Below are 16,587 nucleotides of genomic sequence, written 5' to 3' on the forward strand. Positions count from 1 at the left end.
CCCCCATCTTATCCCGCGTTCCTTAGGCCCGCCGCCACGCCCAGGAGGGAGAGGAGAAGGGCCCTTTTCAGGGCCTCGTCCTCCCCTCCCCCGGGAGCGCGGTAGCGGCGGAGGAGCTCCACCTGGACGATGTTGATGGGGTCCACGTAGGGGTTCCGGAGGCCGATCTGGCGCTCCAGGGTCTTCTGGTTGTGGAGGAGGGGGGCCTGGAAGATGGCCTCGAGGAGGGCCACGGTCTTCCCGTACTCCTCGGCGATCCGGTCAAAAAGGGGCCAAAGGGCCTCGGGGACCAGCTTGAGGTAAAGCCGGGCCACCCCCAGGTCCGCCTTGGCCAGGGCCATGGCCGCGCTCTCCAGGGTGGAGGCGAAAAAGGGCCAGTCCCGGTACATCTCCTGAAGGAGGGCAAGGGGCAGGCGCTCCAGGGCGGAAAGCCCGTACCAGCCGGGCAGGAGTAGCCGCACCTGCGTCCAGGCCATGACCCAGGGGATGGCCCTGAGGTCCCGGATCTCCCGCACCCGGCCGTGGCGGTAGACGGGGCGGCTCGCGATGGGGAGCTCCCCGATCTCCCGGATGGGGGTGAGGTGCTCAAAAAAGGGAAAAAAGCCCTCAGCCTGGAGGAGGCTCCGGTAGCGCTCCACGCTTAAGGAGGCGGCCTCCTCCAGGGCCTGGCGCCAAAGGGGCTTGGGGTCCTCCCCGTCCCCTAAGGCCGCCAGGGCGAAGTGGTAGAAAAGCTGCTCCAGGTGGCGCACCGCAAGCTCCACGTGGCTGTAGCGGTCCGCCAGGGCCTCCCCTTGTTCCGTGAGGCGGAGGCGGCGGCCCACACTCCTTGGGGGCAAGGAGGCGATGGCCCGGCCCGCGGGACCCCCGCCCCTCGCGGTGGAGGTGCCCCGGCCGTGGAAGAAGTGGACCTCGAGGCCCGCCTCCCGCCCCACCGCCGCCAGGGCCTCCTGGGCCTGGTAGAGGGCCAGGTTGGCCGCCAGGAAGCCCGCGTCCTTGTTGGAGTCCGAGTAGCCGATCATCACCTCCACCCCGCCCCGCCCCCGGGCGTGGGCCAGGAAGACGGGGTTTTGGAGTAGGCGGCGGAGGACCAGGGGGGCGCGCCTTAGGTCCTCCAGGGTCTCAAAAAGGGGCACCACATCGTAGGGGAGGGGCTTCCCCGGGCGGTAGTCCCCCACCTCCCGGGCCAAGAGGAAGACCACGAGGAGGTCCCTGGGGTGGTGGGTCATGGAGACCAGGTGGGCCCCCCGGTCCTGCCAGGCCCTCAGGGCCCCCAGGGCCACCCTAAGGGCCTCCCCCTCCGGGGCCTGGCCCACGGGGAGGAGGGGGCGCGGGGTCTTGAGCTCCTCCGTGAGGAGAGCCTCCTGGGCCTCCTCGGAAAGGCTTAGGAAATCGGGGTGCACCCCCCCAAGCCGGAGGAGCTCGGCCGCGGCCTCCAAGAGCTTCCCCGACTCCTCCCGAAGGTCCAGGGGGGCAAGGGCCAGGCCGAAGGCGGAAAGGCGGTGGGAAAGGGGCTTAAGGAAAACCTGGGCCACCTCCCCCAGACCCGCCTCCTCCAAGCCCCTTTCCGCCTGGAAGAGGGCCCGGGCGAAGGCCTCCTCGGAAAGCCCTTCCCTTTCCAGTTTCCGGTAGAGCTGGGCGAAGTAGCGCCGGTAGGGCTCCCCGGGAAACCGCTCCACCTCTTCCCCCCCTTCCCGCACCGCCCGGGGCACGGGAAGGCGGCCCTCGGAGAGGGAAAGGTCGCGCACCAGGGCCTCGAGCTCGGCCAGGTAGCGCTCCTTGGCCACCCGCCGGGCGTAGTCCGCGGCGAAGGCGGTGACCTCGGGGGTCACGAAGGGGTTCCCGTCCCGGTCCCCCCCGATCCAGCTCCGGAAACGCACGGGGCTTTTCAGGCGGTGCCTTTCCCCATAAACCCGCTCCAGGGCATCCTCGAGGCGCTCCAGGAGAAGGGGCACCGCCTGCCAGAGGACGGTGGGCAGGTAGTAAAGCCCCCCCTTGATCTCGTCCTCCACCGAGGGCCGGGCCTTGCGCACCTCCTCCGTGGCGTAGAGGAGGGCCACCCGGGCCTTGAGCGCCCGAGGGTCCCCCCGCTCCAGCGCCTCCTGGATCCTCTCCAGGTGGTGCCTTAGGGTGCGGCGGCGGGTCTCCGTGGGGTGGGCGGTGAAGGTGAGGAGGAGCTCCAGGCGGTTCAGGTGGGCCTCCGCCTCCGCCCGGGAAAGCCCCCGGGCCTTTAGGGCCAAGGCCAGGGCCAAGGGCCCCTCGGGCCTTGGAGCCTCGAGGGTCTCGGCCTCCGCCCTAAGGCGGTTCACCCGCACCCGGTGGCGCTCCTCCGCCAGGTTCACCAGGTGGAAGTAGTGGGTGAAGGCCCGCACCAAGGCCTCGGCCTCGGCCACGGGGAGGGCCTCCGCCTTGGCCAAAAGGGCCTCCCCCGCCCCCACGTCCCCCTGGCGGCGGGCCTTGGAGAGGAGGCGCACCTCCTCCACCAGGGCAAAAAACCGCTCCCCTGAAACCGCCCGGATGGCCTCCCCAAGGAGGCGGCCCAAGAGGTCCACCTCCTCCTTGAGGCGAAGGAAGGGGTCTTCCCTCACGGCTCCTCCCAGACATAGGGGCTGATGGCAAGGGGCCGCCCCCCCGCAAACTCCAGCTCGGTGGCGTGGAAGCGGGCCTTGCCCTCCGCGGGGCGGAAGGGCTGGGGGCGGCCGGTGAGGAAGCGGGCGAGGAAGGTCCCCACCTCCCCCCCGATGATGGAGGCGTAGGTGCCGGTCATGCCCACGTCCGTCTGGTAAAGCGTGCCCTTGGGGAGGACCCCCGCGTCCAGGGTGGGGATGTGGGTGTGGGTGCCGAGGACCGCGGAGACCCGGCCGTCCAGGTAGTGGGCCAGGGCCATCTTCTCGCTGGTGGCCTCCGCGTGGACCTCCACCAGGACGTAGTCCGCCTTCTCCTCGGATAGGAGGCGGTCCAGGGCGCGAAAGGGGTCATCCAGGGGGTCCATGAAGACCCGGCCCATGACCTGGACGAAGAGGAGGGTCTCGCCCCCCGCCTCGAGGCGCCACCACCCCCGCCCCGGGGTGCCCGGGGGGTAGTTTAGGGCCCGCACCACGGGCTCCTTTTCCAGAAGCTCGTAGACCTCCTTGTGGTCCCAGGCGTGGTTGCCCAAGGAGATGAGGTCCACCCCCGCCTCCCTCAAAAGGCGGTAAGCCCGCTTGTCCAGGCCCTTTCCCCGGGCCGCGTTCTCCCCGTTGGCGATGACCAGGTCGTAATGGGCCCGGATGTCCGGCAGGTGGAGGGCCACGGCCCTGAGGCCGGGCTCGGCCATCACGTCGCCGATGAAGAGAACGCGCATGGGGGCATTATACGCACCCCATGCGGGCGCTGGCCGGTTAACCCACCTTGATGTAGGCGTACCCCTTACTCTGAAGCTCCCCCAAGGCCCCCACCCCCGAGGGCACCCACTTGATGAAGTCGTCGGGGCGGAGCTTATCCTTGGGGATGTTGTTCCGGGCAAAGGTAATCTCGCAGATGTAGAACCCCACCCCCAGCTGGGCCAGCTGGCGGATACGGCTGAAAAGGGCTTCCCGGTCGTACTGGATGCTGGCCCAAGGGGTGCCCTCCAAATCCTTCAAAAAGGGGTGTACCCCGGCCCCATGGGCCACCACCACGATGTGGATCTTGAAGGGATCGTTGTCATAAACGGAAAGGTGGTTGGCGATGTTGGTGAGCATCTGGCCAAAGCGGGCAGGGTCCCCAAAGTCCGCGTGGTAGACCACGGCCACCGGGGTTTCCTTCTTGAACTGGGCGTACTCCACCCGCTCGTTGGCCTGGGCCCTCAGCAACGAAGAAGCCCCCAAAAGCGCCGAAACACGAAGAAGCCACCTGCGGCTGATCTCCTTCATTTTTCCCCTCGGGTGCTAAGGGTATACCAAGGGAGGCCCAAAGCGCAAGGGGCAGGCCGAAGCCTGCCCCAAACCCCTTGAAGCCTACTGGGCCGAGGAGGAGCGCCGCTGGAGGAAGTAGACCACCCCGTAGCCAATGGCGGCGATGATGAGGATGGGCACCACGTAGGTCAGGAGGGTCCAGATGAAGCCGGAAAGGGCTAGAAGGAGCTTCCCCAAGAAGGTGAAGACCCAGCCCCCCACCCAGAGGAAAAGGAGGACCCCTACCACCACCAAAAGGCCGAGGACCACCCACTCCAGGATGTCGCGCAAGGTGCGTTCCATGAGGAAAGGATACACTAAAACCGGTGGACCGGCGGCAACCTTACCGGACGGAGGAGGGCATCGTGGTGGGGCGGAAGGCCCTCCCCCAGGGCGACCTTCTCCTCAGGTTTGTGACACCGGGGGGGAGCCTCGAGGCCCTGGCCCGCAAAGGGAGCCGCCCCACCGGGCGCTCGGGACGGCTTTCCCTCTTCCACCACGTGCGCTTCCAGCTCTACGCCAAAGGGGAGGCCCTACCCCTCCTCACCCAAGTGGAGCTTTTGGGCAAGCTCTACGGCCTGGAAGAACCCCGGCGCTTCCTCCTTGCGGGCTTCCTCTCCGAGCTCGCCTACCGCCTGGCCTCCCCCGAGGCGGCGGGGCGGGTGTGGCCGGTCTTCGTCTCGGGGCTTAGGGGCATCGCCAAGCACGAAGACCCCCTCCTCCCCCTGGTCTGGGCGGGCTGGCGGGTGGTGAAGGCGGGGGGGCTCGCCCCCGACCTCCGGGGCGAAGGGGAGCGCCTGAAGGAAGGGCGCTTGGGAAAGGAAGGGGTCTATCTGGGCCCCAAAGGGGTGGAGGCCCTGTGGGCCATCCTCCACCTGCCGGGGGGGGAGGCCCTGGGCCACCTGGAGGAGGCCCCCCTGGACCGGCTCTTCCTGGCCCTCAAGGCCCACACCGAGGAGGCCCTTGGTCCCTTGCAGGCAGGGGTCCTCCTCAAGGGGTGAGGACCCCAGGCGGGGCACCCCCCACTCAAGGGCCTAGGTGGAAAGGACCCGCTCCTCTAGGCCCTTTAGGAGGCTTTCCACGTTCTCCTGCATAAGCTTCTGCACCAGCTTCTGCAGGAGGCCCCCAAAGATGGGGATGGTGAGCTCGTAGGTGAGGGTGAGGACCACCCGCGTCCCCTCCCCTTCCGGGAAGAAGGCCCAGGTGCCCTCGTAACGGTCAAAGTCCCCCTCGGGCGACCAAAAACGGTTCTTTAGCCCCGCGTCGTCCCACTCCTCCTCCTCCAACCAGCGCACCTTCTTGCCCATAGCCACCGCCACCCACTCGCTTTTGGTGCGGTGGCCCTCCTGGGCCAGGACCTTCAGGGTTTCCACCTCCTTGAGGTAGGGCTTCAGCCCCTCCAGGTCCTTGGCCAGGGCGTAGACCTTTTCCGGAGGAGCGGGGATGAAGCGTTCGGCGCGCACCTCGGGCATGGGCTCTTTTTACCCCTTTTCCTCCTCCAGGGCAAGCCGGTAGGCCTCGAGGGCCACCCCCAAGGGGAAGCCCCGCCCCTGGAGGAAGCGCACCGCCTTGGCCTTATCTCGCCGGTGAGGGTAGCGGCGGAGGACCCTTAGGGCATCCTCCACCGAGGCCTCCCCCACCGCTTCCTCGGCCACCTCCTCGGGGACGCCCCGGGCCCGGAGGAGGGCTTTGAGCTTGAGGGGCCCGTACTTGCGGTGGGTTTCCACAAACGAGCGGGCGAAGGCCTGGTCATCCAGGTAGCCCATGGCCTTAAGCCGTTCCAAAACCCTCTCCACCGCCTCCTCGGGAAAGCGGGCGGCGAGCTTCTCCCTAAGGCGCCTTTCGCTTTGGGCACGGGCCCCAAGGAGCCTTAGGGCGTAGGCCATGGCCTCCTCGTAGGCCCCCATCCCCCTTAGGGTAACCTAAGGCCCATGCGGGTCTTCGCCATCGCCGACCCCCACCTCTCCCGGGTTCACCCCAAGCCCATGACCATCTTTGGGCCGGCCTGGGCGGGGCACCCCGAGGCCTTCTTCCGGGGCTGGCGGCGGGTGGTGGGCCCAGAAGACCTGGTCCTGGTGCCGGGGGATATCTCCTGGGCCATGCGCCTTGGGGAGGCCCTGCCCGACCTCTTGGACCTCGCGGCCCTCCCCGGGAAAAAGGTGCTCCTCAAGGGCAACCACGACTACTGGTGGCCCTCCATCAGCCGCCTCAGGGCCGTCCTCCCCCCGGGGATGTACGCCCTCCAGAACGACGCCCTGGTGCTGGAAGGGGTGGCGGTGGCGGGCACCCGGGGTTGGCAGTACCCCCCGGAGACGGAGGAGGACGCCCGCATCCTCGCCCGGGAGGTGGAAAGGCTTAAGCTCTCCCTGAAGGCCCTTAAGGGGCAGAACTACGGGAAGCTGGTGGTGGCCTTCCACTTCCCCCCCTTTGGACCCCGGGGAGAGGCCTCGCCCCTTTTGGGGCTCGCGGAAGAGGCCAGCCCCCAAGCCATCGTCTACGGCCACCTCCACGGGGTGGACCCCGAGAGGCTTCCCCAGGCCTACCGGGGCATCCCCCTCCACCTGGTGGCCGCGGACGCCTTGGGCTTCCAACCCAAGCTTATCCTGGAAGACGCATAATAGAGGCGTGGTCACGGCCTTCGTGCTCATCCGGGCTAAGGGCCAAAGGATCGGGGCCCTGGGGGAGGCCATCGCGGAGATCCCCCAGGTGGCCGAGGTCTACTCCGTCACCGGGCCCTACGACCTCATCGCCCTTCTAAGGCTTAAGGACCTCGAGGAGCTGGACCAGGTGGTAACCCAAGGCATCCTAGCCCTGGACGGGGTGGAGCGCACGGAAACCCTCCTGGGCTTCCGGGCCTACCCCAGTAGGCTTCTGGACCAGGGCTTCGCCTTGGGGGAAGGTTGAAGGACCCCCTGGCCTTCCTCCTCCTCCTCCAGGTGGGGCTCCTCCTCCTAGGGGGAGGTGGGATGCTCCTTTTGGGCTTTCCCTTAGGGCCCAAGGGCCCTTGGCTGGATCTGGGGGTTGCGGGCGGGCTTTTCCTCCTCCTCTTCGGCCTGGAGGCCCTATTTAGCCGCCTCTTCCCCGCTTCCTTCAAGGAGGCGGAGGCCCTCCACCGGGAACTGGGGCGCGCCCTAAGGCGGGGGGGGCTGGGACCTACGGCCCTCCTCTTCCTGGCCCTCCTTTCCGCCTTAGGGGAGGAGGTCTTCTTCCGGGGCTTCCTGCAAAGCCTCCTCGCGGGGTGGGTGGGGGGGTGGGGGGTTCTCCTGCAGGCCCTTCTCTTTGCCCTCTTCCACCCCGCCCCCCGGGCGGCCTGGGCCTACCCCCTTTACACAGGGGTAGCCGGCCTCCTCTTCGGCCTGGCCTACGCCCTTTCGGGAAGCCTCCTTCCCGGGGTCCTGGCCCACTTTCTCCATAACGCCCGCGGCTTCTACGAGATGGCGCGCGCCCCGTAGCGCCCCAGGGCACATTCCCCCAAGCCCTTCCTGCTACAATAGGGAGCGAGGCTATCCCCAAAGGCCTATGGAGGAGGGCTATCCATGACGGAGCTGGACTTCATCCGCCAGCGCCAGGACCTCGAGGCCTACCGGGCCCTCAGCTGGGAGGGGAGTTTCGCCGATTACCTCCGCCTCCTCAAGGAGGACCCGAGGCCCCTGAGGACGAGCTTCCAGCGGGTCTACGACATGATCCTCTCCCACGGGGTGGAGGAGCACGCCCTCTTCAAGGAGAAGCTCTTCCACTACCGCTTTTTTGACGATCCCTTTGAGGGGGGCAAGGATGCGGTCTTCGGGCTGGACAAGCCCCTCATGCGCCTGGTGGCCACCCTCAAGGCCGCGGCCCACCGCCTGGGGCCCGAGCGGCGCATCCTTCTCCTCCACGGGCCCGTGGGCTCGGCCAAGAGCACCATCGCCCGCCTCCTAAAGAAGGGCCTCGAGGCCTACAGCCGCACGGAGGAGGGCCGGCTTTACACCTTCTACTGGAAGATGGAGGAGGGCCCCTTCCCCTGCCCCATGCACGAGGAGCCCCTCCACCTCCTCCCCCCCGAGATCCGGGAGGCCTTCCTGGAGGAGCTGAGGCGGCGCCACCCCGACTACCCCTACCCCCTCGAGGTGGAGGGGGACCTCTGCCCCGCCTGCCGCTTCCAGATGCGGGAGGCCTTGGCCCGGCATGGGGGGGACCTGGCGGCGGCCTTGGAGAAGGAGATCGTGGTGAAGCGCCTGGTCCTTTCGGAGAAGGACCGGGTGGGGATTGGCACCTTCCAGCCCAAGGACGAGAAGAACCAGGACTCCACCGAGCTCACCGGGGACATCAACTACCGCAAAGTGGCCATCTACGGCTCGGACTCCGACCCCCGGGCCTTCAACTTTGACGGGGAGCTGAACATCGCCAACCGGGGGCTGGTGGAGTTCATAGAGATCCTCAAGCTGGACGTGGCCTTCCTCTACGACCTCCTCACCGCAAGCCAAGAGCACAAGATCAAGTCCAAGAAGTTCGCCCAGACGGACATCGACGAGATCATCCTGGGCCACAGCGTGGCGGGGTGGACCCCCATCCTCTACCGCCACCGGGGCCAGGTGGGCTGGACCACCTTGGCGGAGCTCTACGAGCGCTTCGCCAAAAACCCCGAGGGGCTCGAGGTCCTGGCCTACGACTTCGCCCAAGGGGAGGCGCGCTGGACCCGCGTGCGGGGCCTTTACCGCCACCCCTTTAGCGGAGCCCTCCTCACCAGCGCCCAGAAATGGGGCGTGGTGGAGACCACCCCCAACCACTCCCTCTACGACCGGAAAGGCGAGCCCTTTTACCCCGAGGAGGGAAGGGAGATGATGGCCCTGCGGCGCCTTCCGGAGCTCGCGCCCACCCCCAAAAGGATCAACGTGGTGGAAGGGGTGGTGGGCTTCCTGGTGGAGGAGGAAACCCTAGCCCCGGCTGCAGGCCGCACCCTGACCCGGCCCGCACCACCCGGCTACGCCCGCCTGGGCCTCCCCCGGCACGCCACGGCCCTCAAGGCGGTCTACGACGTGGAGAAGGACGAGGAAGACCTCAAGGCCCTGCTCACGGTCCTCATCTGGTACGCCACCGAGGGCCACAGCAATGAACGCAACGGGGGCATCGTCATAAGCTCCGCCGACCTAGGCGAACTCCAACGGGTCCAAGCGGCCTACGAGCGGATCAGCACCGCCAAGGGGTACATCCACTCAGGCTCCAAGAGGGATTCCGCCTGGAGGCTCTACCTGGGCTCGGAGGCCATCCGCCTCCTGGCGGAGGCCCATTGCGGGAAAGGTGCCCTCAACAAACGCCTCCCCGACTTTCTCTTTGCCCTCCCCAGGCCTTACCTGGAACACGCCGGGGACGAGCTCTTGAAGACGGACGGCTCCAAAGCCCTGAGCCGGGAGCAAAGAAAGGGGTCCCCGACCTACCAGGCGTGCTACGGGGAATACAAGACCATCTCCCCCATGCTGGCCGCCCAGGTGGGGGTCCTCCTCAGCCTCCTGGGCATGGATTACAGCGCCTACCGCTACGAACGCCCCGGCAGGCCCCCCGCCTACCGGATCCGCTACGTTTCCGGGGAGGGCAAGCAGGGTGGGCGCCACAAGCGCTACACGCACCGCCTCTTCCGGCGCAAGGTCGAAGGAGAATGGGTGTACGACATCGCCTGCGAGGGGCTGCACAACTTCGTCTGCGGGGTGGGGCAGGTGGTCTGCCACAACACCAACGAGCCCGAGTACCGTAAACTTCAGGCCAACGAGTACATGGAGGCCCTGCGGGACCGGACCATCAAGATTGACGTCCCCTACATCCTCCGGGTCTCGGACGAGGTGCGGATCTACCGGCGGGACTTCGCCAAAACCCGGGGCAAGCACATCGCCCCCCACACCCTGGAGATGGCCGCCACCTGGGCCGTCCTCACCCGCCTCGAGCCCCCTAGGCGGGCGGGGCTTACCCTTATGCAGAAGCTCAAGCTCTACGATGGCCGCCTCCTCCCCGGCTGGACGGAAGAGGCGGTGCGGGAGCTCTTTGCGGAGGCCAAGCGGGAGGGCCTGGAGGGCATCAGCCCCCGGTACATCCAGGACAAGATTTCCAACGTCCTGGTCACCTCCGAGGAGCCCTGCATCAACCCCTTCATGGTGCTGAACGAGCTGGAAGAGGGCCTCAAGCACCACTCCCTCATCTCCGACGAGAAAACCCGGGAGCGCTACCGGGCCCTCCTCCAAGAGGTCAAGGCGGAGTACGCGGAAATCGTGAAGAACGAGGTGCAGCGGGCCATCGCCGCAGACGAGGAGGCCCTAAACCGCCTCTTCCACAACTACATTGACCACGTAAAGGCCTACGTCCTGGGGGAGAAGGTGAAAAACCCCTACACGGGAAGCCCCGAGCCCCCCAACGAGCGGCTCATGCGCTCCATAGAGGAGCGCATAGACATCCCCGAGTCCCGCAAGGACGACTTCCGCCGGGAGATCATGAACTACATCGGGGCCTTGGCCCTGGAGGGGCGGCAGTTCACCTACAAGGACAACGACCGCCTGCGCCGGGCCCTGGAGCTCAAGCTCTTTGAGGACCAGAAGGACACCATCCGGCTTTCCGCCCTGGTCTCGGGGGTGGTGGACCCGGAGACCCAGGCCAAGATTGACGTGGTGAAGGCCAGGCTCATCCGGGACCACGGCTACTGCGAGCACTGCGCCGCCGGGGTCTTGGAGTTCGCCGCCTCCCTCTTCGCGAGAAACGAGCGATGAGGCCCATTGAGCGCGACCTGGAGCGCTTCAAGGAGATCGTCCGCGGGGAGGTGAAGAAGCGGGCGCGGGAGTTCCTCACCCGGGAGGAGCTTTTCGGCGAGGTGGAGGGGCGGATCGTCTCCATCCCCCTTCCCCAACTGGAGCTCCCCAAGATCGTCTACCGGGACCCCTTGGGGGAAGGCCTCTTGGGGGGTGGCCCGGGGGAGGAGGCCCTGGGCCCCGGGGGACACATCCCCGTGGCCGAGCTGGAGCTCGAGGAGTTCTTGGACCTCATGGGGGAGGCCCTAAGGCTCCCCAGGCTCAAGCCCAAGGGGGAGGGGGAGGTGACGGAGGAGGCCTTCCGCTACACCACCCTCGCCCGAAAAGGGCCTAGGGGGCTTCGCCACGTGCGCCGCACCCTCAAGGAGGCCCTGAAGCGCACCCTCATGAGCGGAAGCTACGCCCCGGAAAACCCCGGGCTCAGCCTCGAGCCCGAGGACTTCCGCTACCGGGCCCCCAAAAACCGGCCCAGACCCCACGCCCAGGCGGTGGTCCTCTTCGCCCTGGACGTCTCGGGGAGCATGCGGGAGGAGGAGCTTAGGCTCGTCAAGACCCTCTCCTTCTGGATCACCCTCTGGATCCGCCGCCACTTCCCCAGGCTGGAAAGGCGCTACCTCCTCCACGACGCGGAGGCCTGGGAGGTCTCGGAGGAGGAGTTCTTCCGCGCCCGGGAGGGCGGGGGGACGAGGCTTTCCAGCGCCCTCCTCCTGGCGGAGGAGATCCTCGAGGCCTACCCCGAGGCCTTTTACAACCGCTACCTCTACCACTTCTCCGACGGGGAGAACTGGCACGGGGACACCCCCAAGGCCCTGGAGGTCCTAAGGGGCCTCCTTCCCTCCCTGGCCCTTTACGGCTTTGCCCAGGTGGAGGGCCCCTACGGGCAGGGCCACTTCCTGGAGGAGGTCCGCGACAGCCTGGGGGACCGGGAGGAGGTGGCCTTGGCGGAGGTGCGGGGCCGGGAGGACCTGCCCCGGGCCCTTCGGCTTCTTTTGGGAGGCAAGGGTGAGGGCCGAGCTTAGGGTGTGGGCGGAAGCGCTGAGGGCACGGGCGGAGGCCGAGGGGCTCTCCTTCCCCCCGGTGCTCTTCCAGGAGGTGGAGCCGGAAGAGATGGCCATGCTGGCCGCCTATGGGGGCTTCCCCCGCCGCTACCCCCACTGGCGCTTTGGGAGCGAGTACTTAAGGCAGCGGGAGGTCTACCGCTATGGGCTTGGCCGCATCTACGAGCTCGTGGTGAACACCGTCCCCGTCCAGGCTTACCTCCTCAAGGGGAACACCCCCCTGGCCCAGAAGCTGGTGATGGCCCACGTCTACGCCCACGCCGACTTCTTCCAGAACAACCTGGCCTTCCGCCCCACCCCCAAGGACATGCTGGACGAGATGGCCCACCACGCGGCCTACGTGGAACGGACCATGGAGCGGCACGGGGCGCGGAGCGTGGAGGAGTTCTTGGACATGGCCCTCTCCCTGGAGAACCTCATAGACCCCCACGCCCCCTACATCCGAAGGCCCGAAGAGCCCGAGGAGGCGCCGGAGCCGGCCCGCCTGCGGGTGCGCCCCTACCTGGAGCCCTACGTGAACCCGCCCCCAACCCCCCCCAAGGAGGCGGAGGAGGGGGCCAGCCCCAAACCCCTTCCCCCCAGGCCCACCCGGGACCTCCTGGGCTTTTTGGCCCAGCACGCCCCCCTGGCCCCTTGGCAGAAGGGAATCCTGGAGATCATCCGCGAGGAAAGCCTCTACTTCGCCCCCCAAGGGGCCACCAAGATCCTGAACGAGGGCTGGGCCACCTACTGGCACACCCGGCTCCTCCTCCCCCTCCTCACCCCCGAGGAGGCGGTGGAGTTCGCCGAGCTCCAAGCGGGGCTTCTTGCGGCCCGGGGGTTCAACCCCTACCGCCTGGGCTACCTCCTCCTCAAGGAGGTGGAGGAGCGCTGGGACAAGGGCCGCTTCGGCCCGGAGTACGAGGCCCTGCCCCTAGGGGAGAGGCTCCGCTACGAGAGGCCGGTGGGGGAGGGGCGCAAGAAGCTTTTCCAGGTGCGCACGGTCTACACCGACCTCCCCTTCCTAGAAGAGTTCCTCACCCCGGAGTTCGCCTTAAGGCACCGCCTCCTCTCCCCGGAGGATCTCCCCCGTTTTGAGGAGGCCAAGCGGGCCCTCCTCTTCCGCCTCACCAACCTGGGCTACCCGGTGGTCCAGCTTCTGGATGCCAACCACGGCAACCGGGGGGAACTCCTCTTGGAACACCTCTACGAGGGGGTGGAGCTAGACCTGAAAAAGGCCCAGGCGGTGCTGGAGAACCTGCACCGCCTCTGGGGCCGGCCCGTGCGCCTGAAGACGGTGGTGGGCGGGAAGGAGGCCTGGCTTAAGGCGGGCTGATGGCCCTGAGGTACCCCCTGAGGAGGGCCTCGGAGAGCTCCCCCATGTGCCGGGCCACGAGCCGGCCCTCCCGGTCAAAGAAGAAGGTGGTGGGGAGGCCTTGGATCTTCAGGGCCTCGGAAAGCCGGGTCTCGGGGTCCAGGAGGAACCAGTCCCCCGCAAGCTTCTCCCTTTCCAAAAAGGCCCGCACCACCGCAGGGCCCTCCCCCTGGCTCACGAAGGCGAAGCGCACCCCCGGGGTCTCCTCCGCCACCTCGAGCATCATGGGGAGCTCCCGGCGGCAGGGAGGGCACCAGCTGGCCCAGGCGTTCAGGACCAGGGGCCTGCCCCGGAAGTCCTGGAGGTTCACCGGGGTCCCCCCTAAGGAGGTGAGGGTGAGGGGGGGAAGGGTCTCGGAAGAGGCGCGCCTTCCCGGGCTTAGGGCGAAAACCAAAAGGAAGACCACCCCGCCCGCCAACGCCGCGAAGAGGGCGGGGCGCAAGAGGCCTTTGGGTAGGGTCATGAGCGTGTACCCTCCTCCCACCAAAATACCCCACCAGGGGTCAAACCCCCCCTGCCAGACGTAAAGGACGGAGAGGGGGTCTTTGGCATAGACCGAAGCGTTCGCCAGCACGAAGCCCAGCCGGGCCCCCACCAGGCCCCAAAAGACCGCGCCCGAGGCCCAGGCGTTCAGCCTGGGGTCCACCCGCCGGGCCAGGACCCCCGCGGCCAGCAGGAAGGCAAGGAGCCCCAGGGCCACCTGGACCCGGGTCCAGGGTAGGGCCAAGGGGCCGAGGGTGAGGGCGTCCATCAGCGGACCAAGGGGTAGCCCGCCCGCTCTATGGCCAGGATACCCCCCTCGAGGTTGTAGAGGTTCCGGTACCCCTGCCGGGCCAGGTGCTCCGCCGCCTGGCGGCTACGGTTGCCGCTACGGCAGTAGAGGTAGACGGGCCGGTCCTTGGGGAGGTCCTTGGCCCAACGGCTCACCTCCTCCACAGGGAGGTTGACCGCCCCCGGCACATGACCCTGGGCGAACTCCATGGGCGTGCGCACGTCCACGATTAAAGCCCCCTGGGCCGCCGCCTGGTAGAAGGCCTCGGGGCCCACGTTTTGGTAGCTCCCCTTGGGGCCACAGGCGGCTAGGAGGGAGAGGGCCAGAAGGCCCAGGAGGGCGCGGCGGCTCAAGACCCCACCGCGGCGGGGATCCCGAAAAAGAGCGCCCTTAAATGGCACGGTGTACCCCAGAGGCAAGAGGCCTAGGCCTTGACCCCCACGGCCTGCCGGATGGCCTGGAGGAACTGGGAAAGGGGCTGGGCCCCGAGCACCCGCGCCTTGCCGTGGTTGACGATGGTGTCCGGCACCCCGTGGATGCCGTAGCGGCTAGAGAGCTCGGGGAACTCGTTGGCCTCAATCATCTCCCCGAAGACCTTGGGGGAAGCGTAGGCCAGGCGGTGGGCGGTGCGCACCGCCTGCGGGCAGTAGGGGCAGGTGGGGGTGACGAAGACCTGAAGGACGACCTCCTCGGGGAGGTTACTGAGCTCCTCCACCACCTGCTCAGGCAGGCCGTGCCCGTCCCGGCCCAGCATCTCCAGGTCCTCCAGAAGGCTTGCAAACTCGTAGCCCGCGGGGATACCCCGGTAGCGGAGGTTGGTGGCCTCCGAACCTTTCTCCCGAAGGATAAGGGTGGGGGCCGCCTCCACCTGGAAGGCCTGGGCCTTCTCCTTGCCTTCAGGGGTGGCGAGGTCGTAGACCACCAGGTGGAGCTTATCGGAAAGCTCCTTGAGCTCTTTCAGAAGCTGCTCCGTCTCCCGGCAGTACATGCAGGGCTCCTTCCCCGGGGCGATGAGGGTGGAGGTGTCGGTGAAGAGGACCATCTCCACGTCCCGGTTCAGGGTGGAAAGCCTTTCCCTTACGATCTCCTGTTCCTTAGGTCCTAGAAGCGGCATCTTTTCCTCCCGGATACCCCCGTAGGGGCTCATCCTTTAAAGAGCATAGCACAGAGCCTTAAGGTTGAGAATGGGAGGGCATGAACTTTTCTACCTAGGCTTGACACCCATTACCCCGGTAGGGTATGTTAGGGCCCGGGACAAAGGTCCCATTCTGGAGGTGAAGCCATGGTCTTTCGGCAAATCTACGAGGAAGGCCTTGCCCAGATGAGCTACTTCCTGGGCTGCCCCGCCACCGGGGAGGCCCTGGTGGTGGACCCCAAGCGGGACATAGACACCTACCTGGACCTGGCAGGGAGCCTCGGCCTTACCATCACCGCCGTGGCGGAAACCCACATCCACGCGGACTACCTCTCGGGGGCCCGGGAGCTTGCCAAGGCCACTGGGGCCACCCTCTACCTCTCCGACGAGGGGGACGAGAACTGGAAGTACCGGGGCCTGGAGGGCCTCCCCCATGTCCTGGTGAGGGATGGGGACGAGTTCAAGGTGGGGAACATCCGGGTGAAGGTCCTCCACACCCCTGGCCACACCCCCGAGCACATCGCCTTCCTGGTGGCGGATGGGGCGGTTTCCGACGAACCTCTTCTCCTCCTCACCGGGGACTTCGTCTTCGTGGGGGACATCGGGCGCCCGGACCTCCTGGAGGAGGCCGCGGGGTTTAAGGGCACCGCGGAGCCCGGGGCCAGGCGGATGTTTAGGAGCCTCAAGGAGAGGTTCCTGACCCTCCCCGACCACGTGCAGGTCTGGCCCGGCCACGGGGCGGGCTCGGCTTGCGGCAAGGCCCTGGGGGCCCTTCCCGCCACCACCGTGGGCTACGAGAGGCGGCACGCCTGGTGGGCGGAGTACCTGGAACGGGACGATGAGGAAGGCTTCGTGAAGGCCCTCCTCCAAGGCCAGCCCGAGGCCCCCACCTACTTCAAGGAGATGAAGCGGCTGAACCGGGACGGGATGCCCATCCTGGGGGGTATCCCCCACCCTGCCCGGCTCACCAAGAGCCAGTTCGGGAAGGCCCTGGCCGAGGGGGCCATCCTGGTGGACACCCGGGACAAGTTCGCCTTCGCCGGGGGGCACCTGGAGGGGGCCATCAACATCCCCGCGGGCAAGAGCTTCACCACCTTTGCGGGCTGGCTCCTCCCCTACGACCGGCCCCTCGTCCTCCTGGCCCGGCCCGAGGAGGTGGAGGGGCTGGTGCGGGCCCTCATCCGCATCGGGCTGGACAACGTGGTGGGGTACATCCCGGACCTCGAGGGCTACGCGGAAGGGGAGCTGGAGACCGTGCCCCAGATCACCGTGGAGGAGGCCAAGGCCCTTTGGGAGAGGAGGGAGGCCCTGGTCCTGGACGTGCGCGGCCGGGACGAGTATCTGGCGGGCCACATCCCCGGGGCCTTGAACCTCCACGCGGGGCGGGTTTTGGCCCACCTGGACCGCCTTCCCAAGGACCGGCCCCTCATTGTCCACTGCCTAGGGGGGGACCGCTCCAGCACGGCCATCAGCGCCCTTCTGGCCCATGGCTTTAGGAACGCCCTGAACCTCACGGGGGGCATCCGGGTTTGGCAGGCTGCGGGCCTTCCCATGGAAAAGGGCGAGGCTCTGGTGAGCGCCTAACCCGGC

General features: G+C 67.6%; 17 protein-coding genes. 8 read left to right on the top strand and 9 right to left on the bottom strand.

All coding sequences use genetic code 11. The annotated features are described in order from the left end of the window. Positions 1-8: 8 nt before the first annotated feature. From WKI94_RS00440 to WKI94_RS00455, 4 genes are all read right to left on the bottom strand, one after another. On the bottom strand, positions 9-2,585 hold the full coding sequence (locus WKI94_RS00440) for a phosphoenolpyruvate carboxylase (protein WP_337843805.1): 2,577 nt from the start codon (positions 2,583-2,585) through the stop codon (positions 9-11). Then, on the bottom strand, positions 2,582-3,340 hold the full coding sequence (locus WKI94_RS00445) for a TIGR00282 family metallophosphoesterase (RefSeq protein WP_337843806.1): 759 nt from the start codon (positions 3,338-3,340) through the stop codon (positions 2,582-2,584). Before WKI94_RS00445 ends, WKI94_RS00440 begins: the two co-directional genes overlap by 4 nt. Positions 3,341-3,377: 37 nt before the next feature. Continuing rightward, complete coding sequence (locus WKI94_RS00450; RefSeq protein ID WP_337843807.1) at positions 3,378-3,890, bottom strand: DsrE family protein; 513 nt, start codon at positions 3,888-3,890, stop codon at positions 3,378-3,380. 84 nt (positions 3,891-3,974) lie between these two features. Continuing rightward, positions 3,975-4,214, bottom strand: a complete 240-nt coding sequence (locus WKI94_RS00455; protein ID WP_337843808.1) for a hypothetical protein — start codon at positions 4,212-4,214, stop codon at positions 3,975-3,977. 23 nt (positions 4,215-4,237) lie between these two features. Between WKI94_RS00455 and WKI94_RS00460 the strand changes: the two genes are divergently transcribed. Then, positions 4,238-4,912, top strand: a complete 675-nt coding sequence (locus WKI94_RS00460; protein WP_337843809.1) for a recombination protein O N-terminal domain-containing protein — start codon at positions 4,238-4,240, stop codon at positions 4,910-4,912. Between the two features lie 33 nt (positions 4,913-4,945). On the opposite strand, the gene WKI94_RS00465 is transcribed toward WKI94_RS00460, so the two are convergent. Together WKI94_RS00465 and WKI94_RS00470 are read right to left on the bottom strand one after the other, a co-directional pair. Continuing rightward, positions 4,946-5,383, bottom strand: a complete 438-nt coding sequence (locus WKI94_RS00465; RefSeq protein ID WP_337843810.1) for an SRPBCC family protein — start codon at positions 5,381-5,383, stop codon at positions 4,946-4,948. Positions 5,384-5,392: 9 nt separating this feature from the next. After that, positions 5,393-5,818, bottom strand: coding sequence for a regulatory protein RecX (locus tag WKI94_RS00470; protein ID WP_337843811.1), 426 nt, complete (start codon positions 5,816-5,818; stop codon positions 5,393-5,395). Positions 5,819-5,842: 24 nt separating this feature from the next. Between WKI94_RS00470 and WKI94_RS00475 the strand changes: the two genes are divergently transcribed. From WKI94_RS00475 to WKI94_RS00500, 6 genes are all read left to right on the top strand, one after another. Next, positions 5,843-6,529, top strand: a complete 687-nt coding sequence (locus WKI94_RS00475; RefSeq protein WP_337843812.1) for a metallophosphoesterase — start codon at positions 5,843-5,845, stop codon at positions 6,527-6,529. 7 nt (positions 6,530-6,536) lie between these two features. After that, positions 6,537-6,815 (top strand): Lrp/AsnC ligand binding domain-containing protein, encoded by a 279-nt coding sequence (locus tag WKI94_RS00480; RefSeq protein ID WP_337843813.1) that lies wholly within the window; start codon positions 6,537-6,539, stop codon positions 6,813-6,815. Then, complete coding sequence (locus tag WKI94_RS00485) at positions 6,812-7,363, top strand: CPBP family intramembrane glutamic endopeptidase (RefSeq protein WP_337843814.1); 552 nt, start codon at positions 6,812-6,814, stop codon at positions 7,361-7,363. Before WKI94_RS00480 ends, WKI94_RS00485 begins: the two co-directional genes overlap by 4 nt. 84 nt (positions 7,364-7,447) lie before the next feature. Further along, positions 7,448-10,639, top strand: a complete 3,192-nt coding sequence (locus WKI94_RS00490) for a serine/threonine protein kinase (protein ID WP_337843815.1) — start codon at positions 7,448-7,450, stop codon at positions 10,637-10,639. Then, positions 10,636-11,697 (top strand): DUF444 family protein, encoded by a 1,062-nt coding sequence (locus WKI94_RS00495; protein ID WP_337843816.1) that lies wholly within the window; start codon positions 10,636-10,638, stop codon positions 11,695-11,697. Before WKI94_RS00490 ends, WKI94_RS00495 begins: the two co-directional genes overlap by 4 nt. After that, complete coding sequence (locus WKI94_RS00500; RefSeq protein ID WP_337843817.1) at positions 11,681-13,051, top strand: SpoVR family protein; 1,371 nt, start codon at positions 11,681-11,683, stop codon at positions 13,049-13,051. The genes WKI94_RS00495 and WKI94_RS00500 overlap by 17 nt, the downstream gene beginning before the upstream one ends. Here the strand turns inward: WKI94_RS00500 and WKI94_RS00505 are convergent. From WKI94_RS00505 to WKI94_RS00515, 3 genes are all read right to left on the bottom strand, one after another. Further along, a complete protein-coding gene (locus tag WKI94_RS00505) occupies positions 13,038-13,841 on the bottom strand; it encodes a TlpA disulfide reductase family protein (RefSeq protein WP_337843818.1) in 804 nt (267 codons plus the stop codon). The two genes, WKI94_RS00500 and WKI94_RS00505, sit on opposite strands and share 14 nt — an antisense overlap. Then, positions 13,841-14,215 carry a rhodanese-like domain-containing protein gene (locus tag WKI94_RS00510; protein WP_337843819.1) on the bottom strand — a complete coding sequence of 125 codons (375 nt, stop codon included), beginning with the start codon at positions 14,213-14,215 and terminating at the stop codon, positions 13,841-13,843. Before WKI94_RS00510 ends, WKI94_RS00505 begins: the two co-directional genes overlap by 1 nt. A 71-nt stretch (positions 14,216-14,286) precedes the next feature. Continuing rightward, complete coding sequence (locus WKI94_RS00515) at positions 14,287-14,976, bottom strand: thioredoxin family protein (RefSeq protein ID WP_337843820.1); 690 nt, start codon at positions 14,974-14,976, stop codon at positions 14,287-14,289. Positions 14,977-15,144: 168 nt separating this feature from the next. On the opposite strand from WKI94_RS00515, the gene WKI94_RS00520 reads away from it, so the two are divergent. Then, positions 15,145-16,581, top strand: coding sequence for a rhodanese-like domain-containing protein (locus WKI94_RS00520; RefSeq protein ID WP_337843821.1), 1,437 nt, complete (start codon positions 15,145-15,147; stop codon positions 16,579-16,581). Positions 16,582-16,587 lie beyond the last annotated feature (6 nt).

It is taken from the genome of Thermus sp. (genome assembly GCF_037444525.1).
Lineage (GTDB): Bacteria > Deinococcota > Deinococci > Deinococcales > Thermaceae > Thermus.

Bases quoted from the DNA above. Each gene is read 5' to 3' on its own strand.
- WKI94_RS00470 (WP_337843811.1), bottom strand. From the start codon at position 5,818: ATGGGGGCCTACGAGGAGGCCATGGCCTACGCCCTAAGGCTCCTTGGG.
- WKI94_RS00450 (WP_337843807.1), bottom strand. From the start codon at position 3,890: ATGAAGGAGATCAGCCGCAGGTGGCTTCTTCGTGTTTCGGCGCTTTTG.
- WKI94_RS00520 (WP_337843821.1), top strand. From the start codon at position 15,145: ATGGTCTTTCGGCAAATCTACGAGGAAGGCCTTGCCCAGATGAGCTAC.
- WKI94_RS00465 (WP_337843810.1), bottom strand. From the start codon at position 5,383: ATGCCCGAGGTGCGCGCCGAACGCTTCATCCCCGCTCCTCCGGAAAAG.
- WKI94_RS00455 (WP_337843808.1), bottom strand. From the start codon at position 4,214: ATGGAACGCACCTTGCGCGACATCCTGGAGTGGGTGGTCCTCGGCCTT.
- WKI94_RS00475 (WP_337843812.1), top strand. From the start codon at position 5,843: ATGCGGGTCTTCGCCATCGCCGACCCCCACCTCTCCCGGGTTCACCCC.
- WKI94_RS00445 (WP_337843806.1), bottom strand. From the start codon at position 3,340: ATGCGCGTTCTCTTCATCGGCGACGTGATGGCCGAGCCCGGCCTCAGG.
- WKI94_RS00495 (WP_337843816.1), top strand. From the start codon at position 10,636: ATGAGGCCCATTGAGCGCGACCTGGAGCGCTTCAAGGAGATCGTCCGC.
- WKI94_RS00515 (WP_337843820.1), bottom strand. From the start codon at position 14,976: ATGCCGCTTCTAGGACCTAAGGAACAGGAGATCGTAAGGGAAAGGCTT.
- WKI94_RS00490 (WP_337843815.1), top strand. From the start codon at position 7,448: ATGACGGAGCTGGACTTCATCCGCCAGCGCCAGGACCTCGAGGCCTAC.
- WKI94_RS00505 (WP_337843818.1), bottom strand. From the start codon at position 13,841: ATGGACGCCCTCACCCTCGGCCCCTTGGCCCTACCCTGGACCCGGGTC.